This window comes from Lysobacter sp. cf310 (genome assembly GCF_900114355.1).
GTDB lineage: Bacteria > Pseudomonadota > Gammaproteobacteria > Xanthomonadales > Xanthomonadaceae > Lysobacter.
On record NZ_FOSS01000002.1, the window covers coordinates 934,345 to 956,934 of the forward strand.

18 protein-coding genes are annotated in these 22,590 nt (G+C 69.1%); 9 read left to right on the forward strand and 9 right to left on the reverse strand.

The annotated features are described in order from the left end of the window. Together BMZ45_RS11030 and BMZ45_RS11035 are read right to left on the reverse strand one after the other, a co-directional pair. Positions 1–317 (reverse strand): outer membrane beta-barrel protein (locus tag BMZ45_RS11030; RefSeq protein WP_139215472.1); only part of this gene is annotated, 317 nt, incomplete at its 3' end. 185 nt (positions 318–502) lie between these two features. Further along, positions 503–1,951, reverse strand: a complete 1,449-nt coding sequence (locus tag BMZ45_RS11035; RefSeq protein WP_091636190.1) for a bifunctional 2-methylcitrate dehydratase/aconitate hydratase — start codon at positions 1,949–1,951, stop codon at positions 503–505. Positions 1,952–2,103: 152 nt separating this feature from the next. Here BMZ45_RS11035 and BMZ45_RS11040 point away from each other — a divergent pair, with 152 nt between their 5' ends. Beyond that, a complete protein-coding gene (locus tag BMZ45_RS11040) occupies positions 2,104–2,895 on the forward strand; it encodes a DODA-type extradiol aromatic ring-opening family dioxygenase (RefSeq protein ID WP_091636193.1) in 792 nt (263 codons plus the stop codon). A gap of 411 nt (positions 2,896–3,306) precedes the next feature. Here the strand turns inward: BMZ45_RS11040 and BMZ45_RS11045 are convergent, their stop codons facing one another. Continuing rightward, on the reverse strand, positions 3,307–4,233 hold the full coding sequence (locus tag BMZ45_RS11045; RefSeq protein WP_091636196.1) for a LysR family transcriptional regulator: 927 nt from the start codon (positions 4,231–4,233) through the stop codon (positions 3,307–3,309). Between the two features lie 167 nt (positions 4,234–4,400). Between BMZ45_RS11045 and BMZ45_RS11050 the strand changes: the two genes are divergently transcribed. The 5 genes from BMZ45_RS11050 to BMZ45_RS11070 all read left to right on the forward strand — a co-directional run bounded on the left by BMZ45_RS11050 (position 4,401) and on the right by BMZ45_RS11070 (position 9,243). Then, entirely contained in the window at positions 4,401–5,591 is a 1,191-nt protein-coding gene (locus BMZ45_RS11050) for an MFS transporter (protein WP_091636439.1), read from the forward strand. A 65-nt stretch (positions 5,592–5,656) separates the two neighbouring features. After that, a complete protein-coding gene (locus BMZ45_RS11055) occupies positions 5,657–6,688 on the forward strand; it encodes an aldo/keto reductase (RefSeq protein WP_091636199.1) in 1,032 nt (343 codons plus the stop codon). A 45-nt stretch (positions 6,689–6,733) separates the two neighbouring features. Then, positions 6,734–7,528, forward strand: coding sequence for an SDR family NAD(P)-dependent oxidoreductase (locus BMZ45_RS11060; RefSeq protein ID WP_091636202.1), 795 nt, complete (start codon positions 6,734–6,736; stop codon positions 7,526–7,528). A 43-nt stretch (positions 7,529–7,571) separates the two neighbouring features. Beyond that, entirely contained in the window at positions 7,572–8,591 is a 1,020-nt protein-coding gene (locus BMZ45_RS11065) for a zinc-binding alcohol dehydrogenase family protein (RefSeq protein ID WP_091636204.1), read from the forward strand. Positions 8,592–8,610: 19 nt separating this feature from the next. Continuing rightward, positions 8,611–9,243 carry a LysE family translocator gene (locus BMZ45_RS11070; RefSeq protein ID WP_091636207.1) on the forward strand — a complete coding sequence of 211 codons (633 nt, stop codon included), beginning with the start codon at positions 8,611–8,613 and terminating at the stop codon, positions 9,241–9,243. A 63-nt stretch (positions 9,244–9,306) separates the two neighbouring features. On the opposite strand, the gene fusA is transcribed toward BMZ45_RS11070, so the two are convergent. After that, entirely contained in the window at positions 9,307–11,343 is a 2,037-nt protein-coding gene (gene fusA / locus BMZ45_RS11075) for an elongation factor G (RefSeq protein ID WP_091636210.1), read from the reverse strand. Positions 11,344–11,890: 547 nt separating this feature from the next. Here fusA and BMZ45_RS11080 point away from each other — a divergent pair. The 3 genes from BMZ45_RS11080 to BMZ45_RS11090 all read left to right on the forward strand — a co-directional run bounded on the left by BMZ45_RS11080 (position 11,891) and on the right by BMZ45_RS11090 (position 15,568). Then, positions 11,891–13,957 carry an NADPH-dependent 2,4-dienoyl-CoA reductase gene (locus tag BMZ45_RS11080; RefSeq protein WP_091636213.1) on the forward strand — a complete coding sequence of 689 codons (2,067 nt, stop codon included), beginning with the start codon at positions 11,891–11,893 and terminating at the stop codon, positions 13,955–13,957. 375 nt (positions 13,958–14,332) lie between these two features. Then, complete coding sequence (locus tag BMZ45_RS11085) at positions 14,333–14,791, forward strand: cell wall hydrolase (protein ID WP_056172412.1); 459 nt, start codon at positions 14,333–14,335, stop codon at positions 14,789–14,791. Between the two features lie 165 nt (positions 14,792–14,956). Further along, complete coding sequence (locus BMZ45_RS11090) at positions 14,957–15,568, forward strand: glutathione S-transferase N-terminal domain-containing protein (RefSeq protein ID WP_091636216.1); 612 nt, start codon at positions 14,957–14,959, stop codon at positions 15,566–15,568. Positions 15,569–16,303: 735 nt separating this feature from the next. Here the strand turns inward: BMZ45_RS11090 and BMZ45_RS11095 are convergent. The 5 genes from BMZ45_RS11095 to prpE all read right to left on the reverse strand — a co-directional run bounded on the left by BMZ45_RS11095 (position 16,304) and on the right by prpE (position 22,352). After that, positions 16,304–16,837 (reverse strand): hypothetical protein, encoded by a 534-nt coding sequence (locus BMZ45_RS11095; RefSeq protein WP_091636219.1) that lies wholly within the window; start codon positions 16,835–16,837, stop codon positions 16,304–16,306. 240 nt (positions 16,838–17,077) lie between these two features. Then, positions 17,078–18,232: a bifunctional 2-methylcitrate synthase/citrate synthase gene (gene prpC, locus BMZ45_RS11100; RefSeq protein WP_091636222.1), complete on the reverse strand. Its 1,155-nt coding sequence runs from the start codon at positions 18,230–18,232 to the stop codon at positions 17,078–17,080. Positions 18,233–18,244: 12 nt separating this feature from the next. Further along, positions 18,245–19,126: a methylisocitrate lyase gene (prpB, locus tag BMZ45_RS11105; protein ID WP_091636224.1), complete on the reverse strand. Its 882-nt coding sequence runs from the start codon at positions 19,124–19,126 to the stop codon at positions 18,245–18,247. A 133-nt stretch (positions 19,127–19,259) separates the two neighbouring features. Then, positions 19,260–20,336 (reverse strand): suppressor of fused domain protein, encoded by a 1,077-nt coding sequence (locus tag BMZ45_RS11110; RefSeq protein ID WP_091636227.1) that lies wholly within the window; start codon positions 20,334–20,336, stop codon positions 19,260–19,262. Between the two features lie 126 nt (positions 20,337–20,462). After that, entirely contained in the window at positions 20,463–22,352 is a 1,890-nt protein-coding gene (gene prpE / locus BMZ45_RS11115) for a propionate--CoA ligase (protein ID WP_091636230.1), read from the reverse strand. Positions 22,353–22,590 lie beyond the last annotated feature (238 nt).

The following is a 22,590-nucleotide window of genomic DNA, read 5'->3' on the forward strand; positions in this document are numbered from 1 at the left end:
TTCCAGTTGCGGCCTTCGGTGATGAAGTGGCGACGGAAGTCCAGCGAGACGCCGTACTGGCTCCACGACAGGTCCTGGTCGGCGTCGAACTTCGGGTGCTGATAGTTCAGCTCGCCGTCGATCGACCAGTTCGGGCTGATGAACTTGCCCACGCCCAGGCCCACGAACGGCGCGTTACGCGTGCCGCGATCGTTGTCCTGGATGTTCATGCCCGCCGAACCGGTGATGTACCAGCGGTCGTCGAAATCCTGCGCGCTGGCTGCCTGGGCCAGACTCAGGCCACCCAGCAGGGCGGCGCAGAGGAGTTTCTTATTCATTTGTTATAGCTCCTTGGTTCAGAAAAATTGGAAACCGCGTCTGCGAGGTTCCTACCAATTCAGGACAGCCGCCTTCCGACGCCATCCCGCGCAGGTTAGGTTTGCCTATGTGAAAGCCATGTTAACAGGCATCTAACATTCCCGGCGGCATCCGTGTTAAACGCCGGCGCCGTCGCGAACGTGAATCAGGGCTGAAACAAGCCCAGGAAGCCGGTGATGGGCTGCGCGTCCAACCGCGCCGGGTCCCGGGCCAGCGCGCACAGTGTATCGGCCTGCGCGGACGGCAGGCGGGCGCGGATCGCAGTCTCGAACTTGTCCATCAGCAGGGGCAGGCCTTCGGCGCGGCGCCGGCGATGGCCGACCGGGTAATCCACCCGCACCGCCTCGGTGGCGCTGCCGTCGTCGAAGAACACCTGCACGGCATTGCCGATGTAGCGCCTGTCGGGGTCGAGATAGTCGCGGGTGAACTCCGGATCCTCGGCGACGCTCATCTTCGCGCGCAGCGCGTCGATGCGCGGATCGGCGGCGACCGCATCGCCGTAGTCCTCGGCCTGCAGCCGACCGAAGATCAGCGGCACCGCGACCATGTACTGCAGGCAGTGATCGCGATCGGCGTAGTTGGCCAGCGGCCCGGTCTTGTCGATGATGCGGCGTCCGGCTTCCTGGGTGCGCAGTTCGATGCGGGCCACGCGATCGAGGCGCCCGCGCACCTGCGGATGCAGGCGCAGCGCGCATTCCACCGCGGTCTGGGCGTGGAACTCGGCCGGGTAGCTGATCTTGAACAGCACGTTCTCCATCACATAGCTGCCGAAAGGGCGCTCGAACTCGAACGCGCGACCGCGCATGGCGACGTCGTAGTAGCCCCAGGTCGGCGCGCTCAAGGCGCTGGGATAGCCGACTTCGCCCTTGACCGCGTTCAGCGCATGCACCACCGCGCGGCGGCAGGCGTCGCCGGCGGCCCAACTCTTGCGCGGGCCGGTGTTGGGCGCATGCCGATAGGTGCGCAGCGCGCCGTTGTCGATCCAGGCGTGCGAGATCGCGGCGAGGATCGCCTCGCGATCGCCGCCCAGCATGCGCGTGGCCAGCGCGGTCGAGGCCAGGCGCACCAGGATCACGTGATCCTGGCCGACCCGGTTGAAGGCGTTGCGCAAGGCATAGCAGCCCTGGATTTCGTGGGCCTTGATCGCATGCCCAAGCAGCTCGCGCACGCTCGCGCCACGGCCGCCCGCGGCTTCGGCGCGCCGGCCCAGATAGTCGGCCAGCGCGAGCAGCGTGCCCAGGTTGTCGGAGGGATGCCCCCACTCGGCGGCCAGCCAGGTGTCGTTGAAGTCCAGCCAACGGATCTGGCTGCCGATGTTGTAGGCGGCCTGGGCCGGATCGAGTTCGTAAGCGGTGTACGGCACGCGCGCGCCGCCGCGCAGCTCCGCGCCCGGCACCAGCGGGCCCAGGTGGGCGACGCAGGCGGGGTGCGCCATCGCCAGGGCCGCGCAGGCCAGCGAATCCAGCAGCATGGTGCGCGCGGTGGCGTAGGCCTCCTCGGACTCGATGCGGTAATCGAGCACGTAGTCGGCGATCTCGCGCATCGGCGAGTCGTAGTCGGGACGTAGGGCGGAACGCGGATCGGCGTGGCTCATGGCGGGCGGCGGGCCGTGGACGGAAGCCGCAGTCTGCGACGCCGCGCGTGCGGCCGGCGCGAACGCGGCGCCCGGCTTTGACGCCAAGGACGGAACGCAGCGAGCGGCGTAGCGCGCTGGTGTTTGCGCCCGGCCGGGATCACCCTTTCGGCATGGACATCCCGACCCGCCTGCCCACCCTGTTCCTGTCCCACGGTTCGCCGATGCTGGCGATCGAGGATTCCGCCGCCGGCCGCTTCCTGGACGGGCTGGGCGCGCAGCTGCCGTGGCCGAAGGCGATCGTGGTCGCCTCGGCGCATTTCATGACCGACCGGCCGATGCTGGGCGGGCACGCGCAGCCGCATACCGTGCACGACTTCGGCGGCTTCCCGGCGCCGCTGTATCAGATCCAATACCCCGCCCCCGGCGATCCGGACCTGGCCAAGGCGATCCGCGCGCGCCTGGACGAAGCCGGCCTGAATCCCAAGGTGCGCGAATCGCACGGCTTGGACCATGGCATCTGGGTGCCGCTGCGGCGCATGTACCCGCAGGCCGGGATTCCGGTGGTGCCGTTGTCGGTGATGCCGCACGGCGACGCCGCCGGGCACTACGCGCTAGGTCGCGCGCTGGCGCCGCTGCGCGAGGAAGGCGTGCTGGTGATCGGTTCGGGCGGCTTCGTGCACAACCTCGGCGATCTCGACTGGCAACACCGCGACGCGCCGCTGGCGCCGTGGGCGCGCGAGTTCGGCGAATGGATGCACGCGCGCCTGGACGCGCACGACCACGCCGCCCTGCTGGACTGGCAGGCGCAGGCGCCGCACGCGCGGCATGCGCACCCCACCGTCGAGCATCTGATGCCCTTGTTCGTGGCGCTGGGCGCGGCCGGCGCGCAGGCCTCGGTGCGCACGATCCACCGTTCGCACGAGATGGGCTCGCTGGCCTTGGATGCGTTTGCGTTCGATTGAGGCGCTAACAGCAAATCCCCCTTTTTTTTTCAAAGGGGGAAGAGCGGCGCGACGCGGCGCCTTCTGTGGGAGCGGCGTAAGCCGCGATCTCCCCCCATTTTCAACGGGGAAGACCGGCGCGACGCAACGCCTTCTGTGGGAGCGGCGTAAGCCGCGATCTCCCCCCCATTTTCAAAGGGGGGAAGACCGGCGCGATGCAGCGCTTTCTGTGGGAGCGGCGTAAGCCGCGATCTCCCCCCATTTTCAAAGGGGAAGACCGGCGCGATGCAGCGCTTTCTGTGGGAGCGGCGTAAGCCGCGATTGAGCCACACGCGCGATGCAAGCTTGGCCGACACGCCATCGCCGCTTACGCCGCTCCCACAGACATCGAAGGCGCGAGCCGGCGGCATCGCTGCGAACTCGACACCGCGCTCAAGGCACCGACAGCTCGTAGTGCTCCCACGGCGGATGCTCGCCGAAGCGTTCGGCCAGGAAATCGGTGAACGCGCGGACCCGTGGCGGGATCAGGCGACGCTGCGGCATCACCGCGTAGATGCCGGATTCGGCGACGCCGTAGTCGGGCATCACCGGCACCAGCCGCTTCGCGCGCAGGTCCTCGTTGACGTGCCAGGTCGAATGCACGGCGATGCCCAGGCCGGCGACCGCGGCGTCGCGCAACAGCTCGCCCAGGTTGCTTTCGAAACGCCCCGACACCCGCACCGCGACTTCGCGGCCGGCGCGGTCGTGCAGGCGCCACAGATCCTGGCGGCCCTGGCTGCCGACCAGCATCAGGCACTCGTGGCGCGCGAGCTCCTCTGGCGAATTGGGCATGCCGTGGCGGCGCACGTAGTCGGGCGAGGCGCAGATCACGCGCCGGTTCGGCGCCAGCTTGCGCGCGACCAGGCTGGAGTCCTCGAGCGCGCCGATCCGGATCGCCAGATCGAAACCGGAACTCACCAGGTCCAGCAACTGATCGTTGAGATTGACGCTGACCTTGACCCGCGGATGCAGGGCCAGAAATTCGGGCAGCAGCGGCGACAGATACTGACGCCCGAACGAGGCCGAGGCGGTCAGGCGCAGGGTGCCGGCGACGTCGGTCGCGGCCTGGCGCAGGCCGCCGGTCAGCGCCTCCAGGTCCTCGACCAGGGCACGGCCCTGTTCGGCCAAGGCCGCGCCCTCGGGGGTGGCGTGCAGCTGGCGCGTGGTCCGATGCAGCAGGCGCACGCCCAGGTCGCGCTCCAGCCGCTTCAGGCGCTGGCTGGCCACCGCCACCGATAGGTCCAGGCTGCGCGCGGCGGCGCTGATCGAGCCCAAGTCGAGCACGCGCAGGAACAAGGCAAGGTCGCCGACTCGGTCCATGGCCTATTCTCAATTATTCATTGAAACTGATTAGTCATTTTGGTGGTTTTAGCTAAAGATGCAAGCTTCCAGACTGCGCGCCTCCCCAGTGGATGCCCGACATGGAATCCCCCGCCCTTCCCCGCTCCGAAACCGGCGCCTCCAAGCCAGGCGCGCCCAAGCAGCGCATGCCGTTGGCCCTGTACGCCCTCACCGCCGGCGCCTTCGGCATCGGCACCACCGAATTCGTGATCATGGGTCTGCTGATGCAGGTCGCCGCCGACCTCCAGGTCACCATCGCCGCGGCCGGCCTGCTGATCTCCGGCTACGCCCTGGGCGTGTTCGTCGGCGCGCCGCTGCTGACCACCGCCACCCGGCGCCTGCCGCGCAAGACCGTGCTGGTCGCGCTGATGCTGATCTTCACCCTGGGCAACATCGCCTGTGCGATCGCGCCCAACTACACCACCCTGATGATCGCGCGCGTGATCACCTCGCTCGCGCACGGCACCTTCTTCGGCGTGGGCGCGGTGGTCGCGACCGGCCTGGTCTCGGAAGACCGCAAGGCCTCGGCGATCTCGATCATGTTCGTCGGCCTGACCGTGGCCACCCTGCTCGGCGTGCCCGCCGGCGCCTGGCTGGGCCTGCACCTGGGCTGGCGCGCCACCTTCTGGGCGGTGGCCGCGATCGGCGTGATCGCCACGATCGTGATCGCGGCGCTGGTGCCCAAGGACAACGGCCAGCAGGAGAACGCCGCGCTGCGCGACGAGATCAAGGCGGTGACCCATCCGCAGGTGCTGCTGGGCCTGGCCATGACCGTGCTCGGCTTCGCCGGCGTGTTCACCGTGTTCACCTACATCCAGCCGATCCTGACCCAGGTCACCGGCTTCGCCGAAAGCGCCGTGTCGCCGATCCTGCTGGTGTTCGGCGTCGGCCTGATCGCCGGCAACCTGCTCGGCGGCCGCCTCGCCGACCGTCGCCTGGCGCCGGCCCTGGTCGGCACCCTGGTCGCACTGGCGGTGGTGCTGGGCCTGATGACCTTCGCCCTGCACAGCAAGATCGCGGCGGTGATCTTCGTCGCCCTGCTCGGCATCGCCGCGTTCGCCACGGTGTCGCCGATCCAGCTGTGGGTGCTGCAGAAGACCGACAGCGCCGGCCGCAACCTCGCCTCCAGCCTCAACATCGGCGCCTTCAACCTCGGCAACGCGCTCGGCGCCTGGCTGGGCGGCGCGGTGATCAACCTAGGCCTGGGCTTGGGCGCGGTGACCTGGGTGGCCGCGTTGGTGACGGTGTCGGGCATCGTGCTGGCGGTGTGGGCGGCGCGCCTGGATGCGCCGCGCAAGCCGGCGCTGCAAGCCGCCGCGGCCTGTCCGGCCGCCTGATTTCTTCCTCCCCATTCCTAGGCGCGGCGTTGGACGCGCGCCCTCACTCTCAAAGGAACTCCCTCATGGACACCCGCTTTCTCGGCAACTCCGGCTTCAAAGTGCCGGTTCTGGGCTTCGGCGCCGGCACCTTCGGCGGCAAGGGCCCGTTGTTCAGCGCCTGGGGCAACACCGACGTCGCCGAGGCCCGGCGCCTGATCGAGATCTGCCTGGAGGCCGGCGTGAATCTGTTCGACACCGCCGACGTGTATTCCGACGGCGCCTCCGAATCGATACTCGGCGCCGCCATCCAGGGCCGCCGCGATGAAGTCATCCTGTCGACCAAGATCAGCTTGCGCGCCGGCGAAGGCGCCAACGACGTCGGCGCCTCGCGCCACCATTTGATCCGCGCCGTCGACCGCGCCCTGCAGCGCCTGGGCACCGACTACATCGACCTGCTGCAACTGCACCACTTCGACGCGCAGACGCCGGTGGAACAGGTCATGTCCACGCTCGACGACCTGGTCCGCGCCGGCAAGCTGCGCTACCTGGGCGTGTCCAACTATTCCGGCTGGCAGCTGATGAAGTCGCAGGCGGTCGCCGACCGCTACGGCTATTCGCGCTTCGTCGCCAACCAGACCTACTACTCGCTGGTCGGCCGCGACTACGAATGGGAGCTGATGCCGCTGGCGCAGGACCAGGGCGTGGGCGCGGTGGTGTGGAGCCCGCTGGGCTGGGGCCGCCTGACCGGCAAGATCCGCCGCGGCCAGCCGCTGCCCGAGGGCAGCCGGTTGCACGACACCGCCGGCTTCGCGCCGCCGGTGGAAGAGGAGCGCCTGTATCGCATCGTCGACGCGCTGGACGAAGTCGCCGCCGAAACCGGCAAGAGCGTGCCGCAGATCGCCCTGAACTGGCTGCTGCAGCGCCCGACGGTGTCCAGCGTGCTGATCGGCGCGCGCAACGAGGAACAGCTGCGCCAGAACCTGGGCGCGGTCGGCTGGACCCTCAGCGCCGAGCAGGTCGCCAGGCTCGACCAGGCCAGCCGCGTCACGCCGCCTTATCCCTACTACCCGTATTGGAACGGCATGTTCTCCGAGCGCACCCCCGCGCCGGTCTGAACCGTCCGATCCCCGAACACTGACCCCTTCATCGAGAACACCGATATGAGCGCCCCCCTTTCCGGTTCCACCGCCGTCGTCACCGGTTCCACCGCGGGCATCGGCTACGCCATCGCCGAGGAACTTGCGCGCGCCGGCGCCGCCGTGGTCGTCAACGGTCGCAGCCAGGCCCGCGTCGATGCCGCGCTGGCTTCGCTGCGCGCCGCCGTGCCGGGCGCGCAGCTCAGCGGCGTCGCCGCCGATCTCGCCACCGCGCAAGGCGCGGCCGAGTTCATCGCCGCGGTGCCGCAGACCGACATCCTGATCAACAACCTCGGCATCTTCGTGCCCACCGATTTCGCCGACATCGAAGACGGGGAATGGCAGCGCCTGTGGGATGCCAACGTGATGAGCGGCGTGCGCCTGTCGCGCCATTACTTCAGCGGCATGCTCGCGCGCGATCGCGGCCGGGTGGTGTTCCTGTCCAGCGAATCGGGATTGCAGATCCCGGCCGAGATGATCCATTACGGCGTGACCAAGGCCGCGCAGATCGCGCTCGCGCGCGGCATGGCCCAGCTCACCGCCGGCACCCAGGTCACCGTCAACTCGGTGCTGGCCGGCCCCACCCGTTCCGAGGGCGTGGGCGTGTTCGTCGAACAGCTCGCCGAGCAACAGGGCGTGAGCGCGGCCGAGTTCGAAAAGCAGTTCTTCCAGACCGTGCGCCCGACCTCCCTGCTGCGCCGCTTCGCCGAACCGTCCGAGATCGCGCGCGTGGTCGCCTTCGTCGCCAGCCCGGCGGCCTCGGTGGTCAACGGCTCGGCGATCCGCGCCGAAGGCGGCCTGGTGCTGTCCGCGTTCTGATCCCTTCTTTCGTATTCAACGACCGAACCGTTTTGGAGTCCCCATGAAAGCCGTCGCCCTCACCCGCTATCTGCCCATCGACGATCCCGAATCCCTGCTCGACGTCGAACTGCCCGACCCCGCCGCGCCGCAGGGCCACGACCTGTTGATCCAGGTCGAGGCGATCTCGGTCAATCCGGTCGACACCAAGGTGCGCGCGCCCAAGCCGACCGTGGAAGCGCAGCCGCGCGTGCTCGGCTACGACGCTGCCGGCACCGTGGTCGCGGTCGGCGACGCGGTCACCCGCTTCAAGGTCGGCGACCGCGTCTACTACGCGGGCGACATCACCCGCCCCGGCAGCAACGCGCAATTGCAGCTGGTCGACGAACGCGTGACGGGCCATGCGCCGCAGTCGCTGGACGCGGCCCAGGCCGCGGCCCTGCCGCTGACCGCGATCACCGCCTGGGAGCTGCTGTTCCAGCGCATGCCCTACGACGCCGACAAGGGCGGCGTAGGCAAGACCGTGCTGGTGATCGCCGGCGCCGGCGGCGTCGGTTCGATCGCGATCCAGCTCGCGCGCCGCGCCGGCTTCAACGTGATCGCGACCGCCTCGCGCCCGGAAACCATCGCCTGGTGCCGCGCGATGGGCGCGCACGAAGTGATCGACCACCGCCAGCCGCTGCTGCCGCAGTTGCAGGCGCTGGGCCATGCCCAGGTCGAGGCGGTGCTGAACCTGGCCGACACCGACCGCTACTGGGACGCGATCGGCGAGCTGCTGACCCCGCAGGGCCATGTCGGCCTGATCGTGGAGCCCGCCGGCGCCCTGCGCATCGGCGATCCCTACAAGGCCAAGTGCATCGGCATCCACTGGGAAATGATGTTCGCGCGGCCGCGCTTCCAGACCGCCGACATGGTCGAACAGGCGCGCATCCTGGACCGCGTCGCCAAGCTGATCGACGCCGGCGAACTGCGCGGCACCCACAGCGCGACCCTGGGCAAGATCGACGCGGCCACCCTGCGCGAAGCGCATCGCCGCCTCGAATCGGGCAGCACCGTCGGCAAGCTGACCCTGGCCGGCTGGTGATCGCGACGGGGCCGCGCGCATGAGCGCTACGTCCTGGCTGCTGTTCTGCAGCCTCGCGCTGCTGACCGCGTTCAGCCCCGGGCCGGCGGTGTTGCTGGCGGTGTCCAACACCGCCGCGCACGGCGCGCGCCGCGCCCTGCTGGGCTCGGTCGGCAACGCCCTGGGCGTGTTCCTGGTCTCGGCGACCGCGATGCTGGGCTTGGGCGCCCTGCTCCAGACCTCGGCCTGGTTGTTCGGCGCGCTCAAGCTGGCAGGCGCGGCCTATCTGATCTGGCTGGGCCTGCGCCAATGGCGCGCTCGCGACGACCTGTTCGCGCGCGCGCCCTCGCCCGCCCAGGCCGGCGCGCCGCGGCGCATGTTCCTGCAAGGTCTGCTGGTGGCGACCACCAATCCCAAGAGCATCCTGTTCTTCACCGCCCTGCTGCCGCAGTTCATGCGCGCCGACGCCGCGCTGCTGCCGCAGTTCTTCGCCCTGACCCTGACCTTCGCCGCCTGCACCGTGCTGTCGCACCTGTGTTACGTGGTGCTGGCCGGCGCCCTGCGCGGCTGGTTCGCGCAGCCGCGCCGCGCGCGCTGGTTCAACCGTGCGCTGGGCACCGGCTACGCGGCGATGGGATTGAGTCTGCTGCGTCTGCGGCCGGCGGCGGCTTGACGCGAAAAAAGAAAAAAGGGGCCGGCAATGCCGGCCCCCTCTCTTTCGAACAAGCTTACGCATTCAGACGTTGCGCGCGGCCTCGTAGCCGTTGAAGACCAGCGAGGCCGAGGCCCGTCCCTGGGTCAGCGAGCGCAGCGCGGTGGTGTACCCCGACAGCTGCGCCAGCGGCGCGCGCGCGGAGACGTCGGCGCGCGTGCCGCGGTCGTCGATCGCCAGCACGCGGCCGGAGCGACGTTGCAGATCGCCGACCACGTCGCCGACGTTGCCGGCGGGCGTGTCCACGACCAGCGTCATCACCGGCTCCAGCACCGTCGTGCCGCTGAGCGCCAGCGCCGCCTTCAGGGCCTCGCCCGCCGCGCGTTGGAACGCGAGTTCGGACGAATCCACCGCATGCGTCTCGCCGTCGATCAAGGTCACGGTGAGCCCGACCACCGGATAGCCGCGCGGCCCTTCCATGAGCGCGCTGCGCAGTCCCTTTTCCGTCGCAGTGACGAAGTTGCGCGGGACCACGCCGCCGCTGGTGCGGTCGACGAACTCGAAGCGACCGTCCGTGCGCGGCTCGACGTCGATGACCACACGCGCGAACTGGCCGATGCCGCCGTTCTGCTTGGACAGCTTGCCTTCGACGCCCGCGACCGCGCGGCTCGGGGTTTCCTGATACGCCACGCGTGGCGAACCGGTGCGCACCTCGACCTTCCACTCCTGACGCAGGCGCTCCACCATCACTTCCAGGTGCAGTTCGCCCATGCCCCAGATCAGGGTCTCGCCGGTGTCCTCGTCGCTGCCGACGTGGAACGACGGATCCTCCTGGGCCAGGCTGGCCAAGCCCTGGCCGAGACGGATCAGATCGTTCGCGTTGGCCGCGCTCAGTCGCCAGGACAGCACCGCCGGCTGGGCCTGGATCGCGTCCAGCACCAGCTTGCGTTCGCCCGCGCTCAGGGTTTCGCCGCTGACCGCGTCCTTCCAGCCCTGCACCGCGACGATCTCGCCCGCATACGCGGCCTCGACGTCGCGGCCGCGATCGGCCTGCACCACGACCAGGCGGCCGACCCGCAGCGCGCGTTCGCGCCGCGAGGCCCACACGGTGTCGCCGACCCGCAGCGTGCCCGAGTACAGGCGCACGAACGACAGCGCGCCGTGCTCCTTGTGCACGATCTTGAAGACCAGGCCGGCCAGGGGACCGGACGCGTCCGGCGCCAGCGCCAGCTCGCCCTGTTCGCTCTCGGCGCGCACCCACGGCCGATCCAGCGGCGACGGCAGGTAGTCGACGATCGCGTCCAGCAGCGGTTCCACGCCCTTGTTCTTGAACGCGGAACCGGCCAGCACCGGCGTGCCCGCGCCCGCCAGCGTGCCGCGACGCAGCGCGGCCTTGAGCAGGCCGGGGTCGATCGCGCGCGCTTCCAGGTAGGCCTGGGCGAGTTCGTCGTCGTGATCGGCGACGGCCTCGATCAGGCGCTGGCGCAGCGGCTCGTAGGCGCGGCTTTCGTCGCCGTCCCAGGGCCGGCGCGCGATGGCGTCGTCGAGGCCCCACAGCACGATCTCGCGCGCCACGTAGTCGACCCAGCCGCGCAGCTCGCCCTCGGCGCCGATCGCCTGGCCCAGCGGCCACGGCTGCGCATCGAGCTTGTCGCGCATTTGCGCCAGCACGAAGTCCAGCGAGGCGCCGACCCGGTCCATCTTGTTGACGAACGCGATCATCGGCACGCCGTGCCGGCGCGCCTGGCGCCACACGGTTTCCGATTGCGGCTGCACGCCGTCGACCGCGCTGAACACGGCGACGGCGCCGTCGAGCACGCGCAGCGAACGCTCGACCTCGATCGCGAAGTCGATGTGGCCGGGCGTGTCGATGATGGTCAGGCGATGCTCGGCCTGACCTTGCGGCGCCCAATGCGTCTGCACGGCCGCGGCGCCGATGGTGATGCCGCGGTCCTTCTCGATCGGACTGAAGTCGGTGGTGGCGGCGCCGTCGTGGACTTCGCCGGTGCGATGGATCGCGCCGGTTTTCCACAACAGGCGTTCGGTGAGCGTGGTTTTGCCCGCATCGACGTGGGCGATGATGCCGAGATTGCGCCAGCGGGAGACAGTGGTGGTGTTCATGAGATTTTTCGCTATTCGTTGCCAACTCGGGAGGCCGCGCGACCCGGTTGGCGACGGGGCGCGCGGCTAGGTTTCGGTCTCGGCCGCGGTATTCACGACACGTTCTCCTTGGGATGCACGGGACTGCGGTGGATGGAAAACCGGCGCCGGAGCGCAGCGCCGGGCCGAACGACGGGCAAAAAAAAACACCCTTGCGGGTGCTCGGTATCGTGTGGCGGCGGCGCGGTCGGATCAGCTCGACACGCACTCGCAGATCACAGGAGGCAGGCGCACCCGGCCCGCGCTCTCGCGCTGGGCATGCAGCGATATCAGTAGCGGGAACGACTTCATGGGCGGCAGGGCCGGGTTCTGGGTGCCCATAAGAGTAGGGGCGGCCGCGCCGGAGTCAATCGTCCGCGCGATGCGGCGCCTGGGATGCAGCGTTGCGGCGGCGCGTGCTCGTCCAGGCGTCGTCCAGGAGGCCACGCGGACGCCCGGCGCACGTCCTGGTTGAATCGCGGCCGTTTTACCGGCATCGTGCGCGCTCCATACGCCAGCGTATTCGAGCATGACGGCCGCCAGCTCCCTGCCTGCAAGCCCCGCCGCCCCGCACCCGGCCTACCCCAAGCTGTTCGAGCCGCTGGACCTGGGTTTCTGCACCCTGCCCAACCGCGTGCTGATGGGCTCGATGCATACGGGTCTGGAGGACAAGGCCGCCGACTTCCCCAAGCTCGCGGCCTACTTCGGCGAACGCGCGGCCGGCGGCGTCGGCCTGATCGTGACCGGCGGCTTCGCGCCCAACATCGTCGGCTGGCTCAAGCCCTTCGGCGGCAAGCTGAGCTGGCGCTGGGAAGTCGGCAAGCACCGCCAGGTGACCCAGGCCGTGCACAGCCACGGCGGCCGCATCTGCCTGCAGATCCTGCATGCCGGCCGCTACGGCTATCACCCGCTGCAGGTCGCGCCGTCCAAGCTCAAGGCGCCGATCAATCCGTTCACGCCGCGCGCGCTGTCGGGCTACGGCGTGCGCGCGCAGATCCGTGCCTTCGTCAACAGCGCCAGGCTCGCGCGCGAGGCCGGCTACGACGGCGTCGAGGTGATGGGCTCGGAAGGTTATCTGCTCAACCAGTTCACCGTGCCGCGCACCAACAAACGCGAGGACGAATGGGGCGGCGACGCCGCGCGCCGGATCGCGTTCGTGACCCGGATCGTGCGCGGCATCCGCGAGGCCTGCGGGCCGGATTTCATCATCATCTACCGGCTTTCGATGATCGACCTGGTCGACGGCGGTTCGACCTGGGAGGACGTGATCGCCCAGGCCCAGGCGATCGAAGCCGCGGGCGCGACCCTGATCAACACCGGCATCGGTTGGCACGAGGCGCGCATCCCCACCATCGCCACCTCGGTGCCGCGCGCGGCCTTCACCGGCATCACCGCGCGCCTGAAGCCGCACGTGGGCCTGCCGCTGATCACCACCAACCGCATCAACATGCCGGACGTGGCCGAACGCATCCTGCGCGAGGGCGAGGCCGATATGGTGTCGATGGCGCGGCCGCTGCTGGCCGACCCGGCCTGGGTCGCCAAGGCCCGCGACCGGCGCAGCGACGAGATCAACACCTGCATCGCCTGCAACCAGGCCTGCCTGGACCACGTGTTCGAGAACAAGCACGCCAGTTGCCTGGTCAATCCGCGCGCCTGCGCCGAGACCGAGCTCAACTACCGCCCGACCGCGGCGCCCAAGCGCGTGGCGGTGGTCGGCGCGGGCCCGGCCGGTCTGGCCTGCGCGACGGTGGCGGCCGAACGCGGCCACCGCGTCACCCTGTTCGATGCCGCCCACGAGATCGGCGGCCAGTTCAACCTGGCCAAGCGGATCCCGGGCAAGGAAGAGTTCCACGAGACCCTGCGCTACTTCGCGCGCAAAATCGAAACCAGCGGCGTCGAGCTGCGTCTGAACACGCGCGCCGACACGGCCGCGCTGGCCGGCTACGACGAGATCGTGCTGGCCACCGGCATCGCCCCGCGCGCGGTCGATTTCCCCGGCGCCGAGCATCCCAAGGTGCTCAGCTACCTGGACGTGCTGCGCGGCGGCGTGGTGCCCGGCGCCAAGGTCGCGATCGTCGGCGCCGGCGGCATCGGCTTCGACGTGGCCGAATACCTGGTGCACCCGGCCGGCCACGACAGCTCCAGTCTGGATCCGGCACGCTGGCGCGCCGAATGGGGCGTGGACCTGGGCTACGGCGACAACCGCGGCGGCCTGGCCGAAGCGCGGCCGGAGCCGCCCGCGCGCCAGGTCTGGCTGCTGCAGCGCAGCGCCGGCAAACCCGGCGCGCGCCTGGGCAAGACCACCGGCTGGATCCACCGCGCCACCCTCAAGGCCAAGCAGGTGCGCATGCTCGGCGGCGTCGAGTACCTGGGCGTGGACGACGAAGGCTTCCGCGTCCGCGTCGACGGCAGCGAACAGCTGCTGGCGGTCGATCACGTGGTGATCTGCGCGGGCCAGGAACCGTTCAAGCCGCTGGCCGCGCAGTTGGCCGGCGACGGCCGCCCGGTGCACGTGATCGGCGGCGCCGACGTCGCCGCCGAACTGGACGCCAAGCGCGCGATCGCCCAGGGCAGCCGGGTCGCAGCGGCGCTGTAAAGCGTTTTCAGGGGAGCTGAACAGTGGTGGGCGTCACGCTCCCCGGGGCGTCTCGCGCCTCGGAGATACCCTTCCCTGGCAAGGCCTTAGCGCCTATTCAGAGTAAAAACTTGAGTTTTTTCGCGCACTTAGGTTTTTAGATTCAGCGGGCGTTTAGTTAGTCGCGGCTACCTTGCGCCAACTTTCACGCCGCCGCTTCAGGTGGCAACCCTCGCCGCCCGCGTCGTCCACGCGGTCCACGGCACGGGGCAAAAGCGCGCCGCAGAGCCGCTGCCCTCCCCAGTACGCCATGCCGGTCCACGCCGTGTCGTCCGTCCCCGCTAGGAGGGAACGGAAGCCCCAGTGCGGTCCGGCGCAACGGAGCAAGGAGTCAATATGAAACTCGCCTGGATCCTGTGGCTGGCCTCTGTGCTTCCGCCGCAACCCGCCGATTCGCTGTGTCTGAGCACCACCGTGTACCTGGAAGCCCGCGACCAGTCCATCCGCGGCCAGAAGGCCGTGGCCGAGGTCGCCCTGCGTCGCCGCGACAGCGGCCTGTGGGGCGATTCGGTCTGCGAGGTGGTCACCGCCCGCAAGCAGTTCGCGCCGACCCTGGTATCGCCGGGCACGCGCCTGAGCAACACCGAGGCCTGGGCCGAGTCGGTGCAGATCGCCCTGGAAGCCGAGCGGAACTGGGCCCTGCCGGCCGGCCAGCGCAAGGAGATCGTGCCGGGCGCCAGCCACTTCGCCGCCCACGCGATCGCCAGCCCGAGCTGGCGCAACGCCTACCAGGTCGCGACCATCGGCGATCACACCTTCTATCAGGTGCAGAAGCTCAAGCCGCGCAAGACCTGAGCAAGCGGGTAACGCGTAATAAGAAAGAGGAACGAGTGGATGCGCTCGTTCCTTTTGCTTTTTTGGGACATGCGCGGCGACGGCGAAGCAACGGCAAGAGGAAGTAGCGCTTTTCACTCGCTCCTCTTTACTCTGGACGCTTTCCTCATCCCAAGGAGTCCGCTGATGAAGCTCTACACCAAGCCCGGCGCGTGTTCGACCGCCGACCACATCGCCTTGCAGTGGACCGGCCAGCCGTTCGACCTGCAGGTGATGACGCGCGACGCGATGAAAGCGCCCGCGTTCCTCGCGATCAATCCGGCCGGCGCCGTGCCTGCGATCGAGGACGGCGATTTCGTGCTCACCCAGAACGCCGCGATCATGGGCTACATCGCCGACAGTTATCCCGACGCACAGCTCGCCGGCGACGGCAGCATCCAACAGCGCGCGACTGCGGCGCGTTGGCTCGCGTTCGTGAACTCCGACCTGCACCCGGCCTTCCTGCCGCTGTTCGCGCCCACCCGCTTCTCCGAAGACGCGAGCGACCAGCCCGCGCTCAAGGACGCCGCGCACAAACGCCTGCGCGCGCTGTACGAAGCCGCCGACCGTCAGCTCGAAGGCAAGCAATGGCTGGCCGGTTTCCGCAGCTACGCCGATCCGTATCTGTACATCACCCTGCGCTGGGCCGACGGGCAGAAGATCGACCTCAGCGACCTGAACCATCTGGCTGCGTTCAAGCAGCGCATGGAAGCCGACGCAGGCGTGCGCGCGGCCTTGCAGGCGGAAGGCCTGACCTAAGACGCGAGCGGCGATGCGCGCGGCTTGCGCTGCGTGCATTGCGACGAAGATTCGTGTGCGGCGGCAACCGCGCTATCGCGGGCCCCCGAAGCCGCGCGACGATGCGGTTCGCCTTCGGCTCACCGCATCCTACGAATGCCGCCCTACACGGCAATGCTGTTGCTGTTGCTAAAGCGATTGCTGTAGCGGTTGCCATTGCCGTTGCCATTGCCATTGCCGTTGCATTGAAGTCCAAAAGCACCGCACTCACACAGACAACCGTAGACCCGAAGGGCGGCGCGCAGGACGCGCGCCGTTTTTTGATAGGACAGGGATGTCCTATCGAAAAATCCCCGCGCCCGCACCGAACTCGCAAGGGAGGGTTGGTCACGCTAGCCCTTCTCTTTGGTTACTTTCTCTTGGGCTAGCAAGAGAAAGTGACCCGCATGCGCAGCAGGCGGAAGCCGTTGACCTTCGATCAGAAGAAGCGACAGCAAAGCAAAAGCAAATCCTCCCCAACCCTCCTTTTTCAAAGGAGGGAGCTAAGGGCTAAAGGCTAAGAGCTAGGAGCAAGCGGCCGGCATTCAGCCGTGCACGAACCCGCAGCTCGTAAGCCGGACGGCTTCACCCTGAGGGAGCTAAAGAAGCGAAGACGCAGAGCCCGGAGCTGCGCGACGATGCGACCCGTCTATGCCCGCCACATCCCACGACTCGCTTGTGGCGCGTAGCGATAACGGCCACCGAGCTACCGCGTCGCTAGAGCTGCGCCGCCGCGCGCAGGCGCCGGTCCAACTCGTCCGCCCAAGCCGCATCGCGCACCTTCGCCACCGCCGCACGCAGATCCGGCAGCAACTGCGCCAACTCCGCCAGATCGGCCGAGCGCTCGATCTTGAGCTGCAGAAAATACCCACGCAGACCCAACTGCTCCCGCACCGCATCCGACATCAGCGCGTACAGCACCCCATAGCGACTGGACGTATCCCCCGCCGCCAACGCAGGAGCCGCGGCCGCGGGCGCGGCCTGAGCACCATTGACAGCGCTGAGCGCCGCCGTCACGCGCGCCGCCGCGGACGGCTGCCCGCCGACGCCGATCAGGCCCAGCGCCACCAATTGCTCCAGCGCATCCGCCGGCCCGTGCAGGCCGGCGGCGACCGTACGCAGCTGCGCCACGTCGCGCTGCCCGTCCACCACCAGCAGCAGCGAGCGCAGCACGGTCGGCAGTTTGCGGGTGCGATGCTCGATCTCCTCGCGCCCCGCCTCGGTCTTGCTCAGGATGTCCTGGTCGCGCATGGCCCCCTCCGGCACGCATCGGCATGGCCGGCATAGCGGCCGGCCGCAGGGCCGACGCTACGCCTATCGGCGCGCTCGCGATGCGATGCCGTTCGCGCTTTGCGAGCGCACCGGCCGACTATGCCATGCGCCGACCGCGCCGCCGGCGGCGTTAGACCAAAGAACGAGGCACAAAAAAACAGGCCGCGCATCCGCGCGGCCTGTCCGGTACTGCGGGCGCGGCGCGAACGCCGGCGCGGTTCAGCGCTGCTCGATCGGCACGTAGGCGCGGTCTTCCGGGCCCGTGTAGTTGGCGCTGGGGCGGATGATCTTGCCGTCCTCGCGCTGCTCGATCACGTGCGCGGCCCAGCCGGTGGTGCGCGCGATCACGAACAGCGGCGTGAACATCGGGGTCGGGATGCCCATCATGTGATAGGCCGACGCCGAGTACCAATCCAGGTTCGGGAACATCTTCTTCAGGTCCCACATCAGGGTTTCGATGCGCTCGCTGACGTCGAACAGGGTCTGATTGCCGCCGTCCTTGCACAGCGCGCGCGACAGCTCCTTGATGATGGGATTGCGCGGGTCGCCGATGGTGTAGACCGGGTGGCCGAAGCCGATGACGATCTCCTTACGCTCCACGCGCGCGCGGATGTCGGCCTCGGCCTCGTCGGCGCTGTTGTAGCGCGAGATGATGTCCATCGCCACTTCGTTGGCGCCGCCGTGCTTGGGGCCGCGCAGCGCGCCGATCGCGCCGGTGATGCACGAATGCAGGTCCGAACCGGTGCCGGCGATCACGCGCGCCGTGAAGGTCGAAGCGTTGAACTCGTGCTCGGCGTACAGGATCAGCGACTTGTCCAGCGAGTCGGCGTGCAGCGCGCTGGGCTCCTCGCCGTGCAGCAGGTGCAGGAAGTGCGCCGCCACGCTGTCGTCGTCGGTCTCGCAGTCGATGCGGCGGCCGTTGCGGGTGAAGTGCCACCAGTACAGCAGCATCGAACCGAAGCTGGCGATCAGGCGGTCGGCGATGTCGCGCGCCTCGCTGGCCGGATGGCCTTCGCGCTCGGGCAGCACCGTGCCCAGCACCGAGCAACCAGTGCGCATCACGTCCATCGGGTGGGCGTTGGCGGGCACCAGTTCCAGCGCTTCGGTCACGATCGCGGGCAGGCCGCGCAGGCGCTTGAGCTTGAGCTTGTAGGCCTTGAGCTGGGAAGCGGTGGGCAGCACGCCGTGGACCAGCAGGTGGGCGACTTCCTCGAAGGTCGACTGGGTCGCCAGGTCGTGGATGTCGTAGCCGCGGTAATGCAGATCGTTGCCGCTGCGGCCGACCGTGCACAGGGCGGTGTTGCCGGCCGCGGTGCCGCTGAGGGCGACCGACTTCTTGGCCTTGGGCAGTACTTGGGTGGCGTTGTCGCTCATCGGAATTCCTTGTTATTTGTCTTGCGCGAAGAGCTGGTCGAGCTTGTCTTCGTAAGCGTGATAGTTGAGGAAGTCGTACAGCTGCGCGCGCGTCTGCAGGGTGTCGACGATGTTCTTCTGGGTGCCCTCGCGGCGCACGGTCTCGTAGAAGTGCAGCGCGGCCTTGTTCATGGCGCGATAGGCGCCGCAGCAGTACAGGGCGATGTCGACGCCGGCGTCGCGCAGCTCGTCGGTGGTGAAGAACGGGGTCGAGCCGAACTCGGTCAGGTTGGCCAGGATCGGCACCTTCACCGCGGCCTTGAAGCGGCGGTAGTCATCGAGGGTGTTCATGGCCTCGGGGAAGATCATGTCGGCGCCGGCCTCGACGTAGGCCACCGCGCGCTCGATCGCCGAATCGATGCCCTCGACCGCGGCGGCGTCGGTGCGCGCCATGATCACGAACTGCTCGTCGGTGCGCGCGTCGACCGCGGACTTCACCCGGTCGACCATCTCCTGCTTGCTCACCACTTCCTTGCCCGGACGGTGGCCGCAGCGCTTCTGGCCGACCTGGTCTTCCATGTGCACGGCGGCGACGCCGACGTTGATGAAGGAGCGGATGGTACGGCCGATGTTGAAGGCGCCGCCCCAGCCGGTGTCGATGTCGACCAGCAGCGGCAGGCCGGTGGCGTCGACGATGCGGCGCGCATCGGTGAGCACGTCTTCCATGGTGCTGATGCCCAGGTCGGGCACGCCCAGCGAATTGGCGGCGACGCCGCCGCCGGACAGGTACAGCGCCTTGTAACCGGTGCGCTTGGCCATCAGGCCGGCATAGGCGGTGATCGCGCCCATCACCTGCAAGGGCGATTCGGCGGCTAGAGCGGCGCGGAACTGCGCGCCGGCGGAAGGATGGCTCATGCTGGCTCCGTTGTGATCGGCCCCGGGACTCAGGGGCGATCCGGCCATTTTACCCCAGCCGTCCGAGCCGACCGGCCCCGCCGCCCCGTCCGACCGCGCCGAGTCGGGCGGTTGGGGGCCGCGCGCGGCCGCTTCAGCCTATGGTCTGGACCACCCGGCCCTCGGCGTCCTTGATCTGGGTCTTGCGCACCACGAAGGACAGCAGATCGTAGCCGCGCACGGGGTACTGGCCCTCGCGCGCCTGCAGGGTCGCGATCAGCTCGCGCAGGGTGTCGGCGGTCAGGGTCAGGCGCAGGTCGGCGCCGTCGGCCTCGGCGGCGTTGCGCCGGCCCTGCGCGAACTCGATCCGGCACTCCGCGCCGATCAGCGCGAACGGCTTGTCGAACGGCAGCCGCAGCGGCAGCAGGGCCAGCAACTCGCCGACCTGGCGCGCGCCCAGCACCACCGTGGTCGACGGCTTGCGCCAGCGCCGCGCCTGTTGCTGCCAGGACAAGCCGTCGACGAACACGAAGCCGGTATCGGAACCCTCGTTGGCGGTGCCGGCGGCGATCTCGGCGGCGATCTCCGACTCCTGCATCAGCGAATCCCGTTCCAGGTCGGTGATCCACAGCGGCATGTGCGGCTCGAACGCGTGCAGCACCTTGCGCGTGGACCAGCGCTTGAGGGCCAGTTCCTCTTCGTTGGTCAGGCCGACCACCTGCAGGAACTCGACCTTGCCGTGCGGGCTGTCGATCTCGCCCAGCTCGGGATCGCGCACGAACGCCACCGAGCGGATGCGGGTGTCCACCGCGATCGGACCGTTGGCGTTGAGATAGTGGCCGTCGGCGAAGGCGTTGCCGCTGCTAAACACATAACGCGCGAGGTTCTGCAGGAAGTTCAGCGCCCACATCGGCGGCTCGCTGGCGTCGCTGTCGTCGCGCAGGCGGAAGGTCAATTCGAAGCCCCAGCCGCTGTGCTCGGCATCCTCGGACTCCTTGGCGTACAACTCGGACAGGCCGTAGGTGACGAAGTGCCAGTGCGGCACCGGCTGCTCGCGCTTGTAGGCGCTGATGCCGTCGAGCGGATCCGGGCCGCCCAGCGCGTGCTTGATCAGGGTGCCGTAGTGGCGCGGCTCCTGCTCGCCGTACAACGGCGCCAGCGCGCGATCGATCGCGTCCCAGCCGGCCTGGTCCGCACCGCGATCGTCGTTACCGTCCTCGTCCTGTTCCATCGTGTCGGCCGGGTTCCGTGGCAATGAGGGGAGCATGGTAGCGGAGCGCGCCGCAAGGCGGCGTCAAACGCGGCCGCGGCGGACGCGACCCGCCCGTTTTGCGCAAATGCGATGCCGCGAAGCGATTCAAGCGTCCGCGCCGCGCGCCAAGGCACGTTGTACCTCGTCCAGGGCGGCCGGATCGTCCAGGGTCGACAGATCGCCGGGATCGCGGCTTTCGGCCAGGGCCTGGATCGAGCGGCGCAGCAGTTTGCCCGAGCGCGTCTTGGGCAGGGCCGCGACCACGTACACCCGCGCCGGCCGCGCCACCGCGCCCAGCTGATCGACCACGCACTGGCGCATGCCGGCGGCGACGCGCGCGGCGTCCTGGTCGCCGGCCTGCTTGAGGGTGGCGAACACCACCGGCACCTGGCCCTTGAGTTCGTCGTGCACGCCGATCACCGCCGCCTCGGCCACGGCCGGATGCGAGGCCACCGACTCCTCGATCTCGCGCGTGCCCAGGCGGTGCCCGGCGACGTTGATCACGTCGTCGGTACGGCCGAGGATGAAGGTGTAGCCGTCGTCGTCGCGGATCGCCCAATCCAGCGAGCTGTACAGCAGCTCCTTGAAGTGGCCGAAATAGCTGGACAGGAAGCGCGCGTCGTCGTTCCAGACCGTGCTCATGCAGCCCGGCGGCAGCGGCGGCACGATCACCAGCACGCCCTTCTCGTTGGCGCCGACATCGCGGCCGGTGGCCTCGTCGATCACGCGCAGGCGATAGCCGGGCGTGGGCAGGCCGGGCGAGCCGAACTTGATCGGCCGCATGTCCAGGCCCGGCATCAGCGCCAGCACCGGCCAGCCGGTCTCGGTCTGCCAGTAGTTGTCGATGATGGGCTTGTCGATGCCGTCGGTGATCCAGTGCGCGGTGGGCTCGTCCAGCGGTTCGCCGGCCAGGAACAGCCACTGCAGGCGCGACAGGTCGTGCGCCTTCAGCCAGGCCGCGTCCTGTTTCTTGAGCACGCGGATGCCGGTCGGCGAGGAGAACATGGTGCGCACGCCGTACTGCTCGCAGATGCGCCACCAGATGCCGGGGTCGGGGTGGGTCGGCAAGCCTTCGTACAGCACCGAGGTCGCGCCCGCGATCAGCGGCCCGTAGACGTTGTAGGAATGCCCCACCGCCCAGCCCACGTCCGAGGTCGAGAACATGACCTGGCCGGCGCGCACGTCGTAGATCGACCACATCGACAGGGCCAGCGCGACCGCATAGCCGCCGACGTCGCGCTGCACGCCCTTGGGCTTGCCGGTGGTGCCCGAGGTGTAGAGCAGATAGCTGGGTTCGTTGGATTCCAGCCATTCGACCTCGACCGTCGCCTCGGCGTGTTGCGCACGCAAGCCGGCGTAGTCGAGGTCGCGTCCGGCGATCAGCCGCAGCGCGGGATCCAGGCCGCGATTCACCACCAGCACCCGCGGCGGCGGCGACGCGGCTTCGGCGCAGGCGGCGTCGACCAGCGGCTTGTAGGGGATCACTTTGCCGCCGCGCATGCCGGCGTCGGCGCAGATCAGCAGCTTGGGCCTGGCGTCGTCGATGCGCAGGGCCAGGTTGTGCGCGGCGAAACCGCCGAACACCACCGAATGCACGGCGCCGATGCGCGCGCAGGCCAGCATCGCGAACACCGCCTCGGCCATGTTGGGCATGTAGATCACGACCCGGTCGCCGCGGACTACGTCCAGGGATTTCAGCACCGCGGCGAACGCGTTCACTTCGCGGTGCAGCTCGCGGTAGCTGAGTTCGCGGGTCTGCCCGGTTTCGCTGGAAATCGCGACCAGTGCGAGTTGATCGCCTCGCGCCTCCAGGTGGCGGTCCAGGGAGTTGTAGCAAAGGTTGGTTTCGCCGCCGACGAACCAGCGCCGGAACGGCGGCCGGTCGTAGTCGAGGATGCGTTCGGGCGGCTTGTGCCAATGGATCGCGCGCGCCTGCTCGGCCCAGAACGCCTCGGGCTGCTCGATCGAACGGCGGTAGAACTCCTCGTAGCTCATGCGGCGCCTGTACGGTCCGGGTCTCACGGCAGGCTAGACCAGGGCGTGCAAGGGCGCGTTACGACCTTGGTCTAGACGGCGGCCCGCCCGTAGGGTGCGGTGACAACCGCACCGTCGCGGGGGCTGGGAATGGCGCTGTGGTGCGGTTCGCGTTCGCTCACCGCCCCTACGGCCATCGGGGGCGGTTGGGCTCGGCGCTCCGGGATCACACACGCGAGCCCCGCGCCCCCTAAGCCTT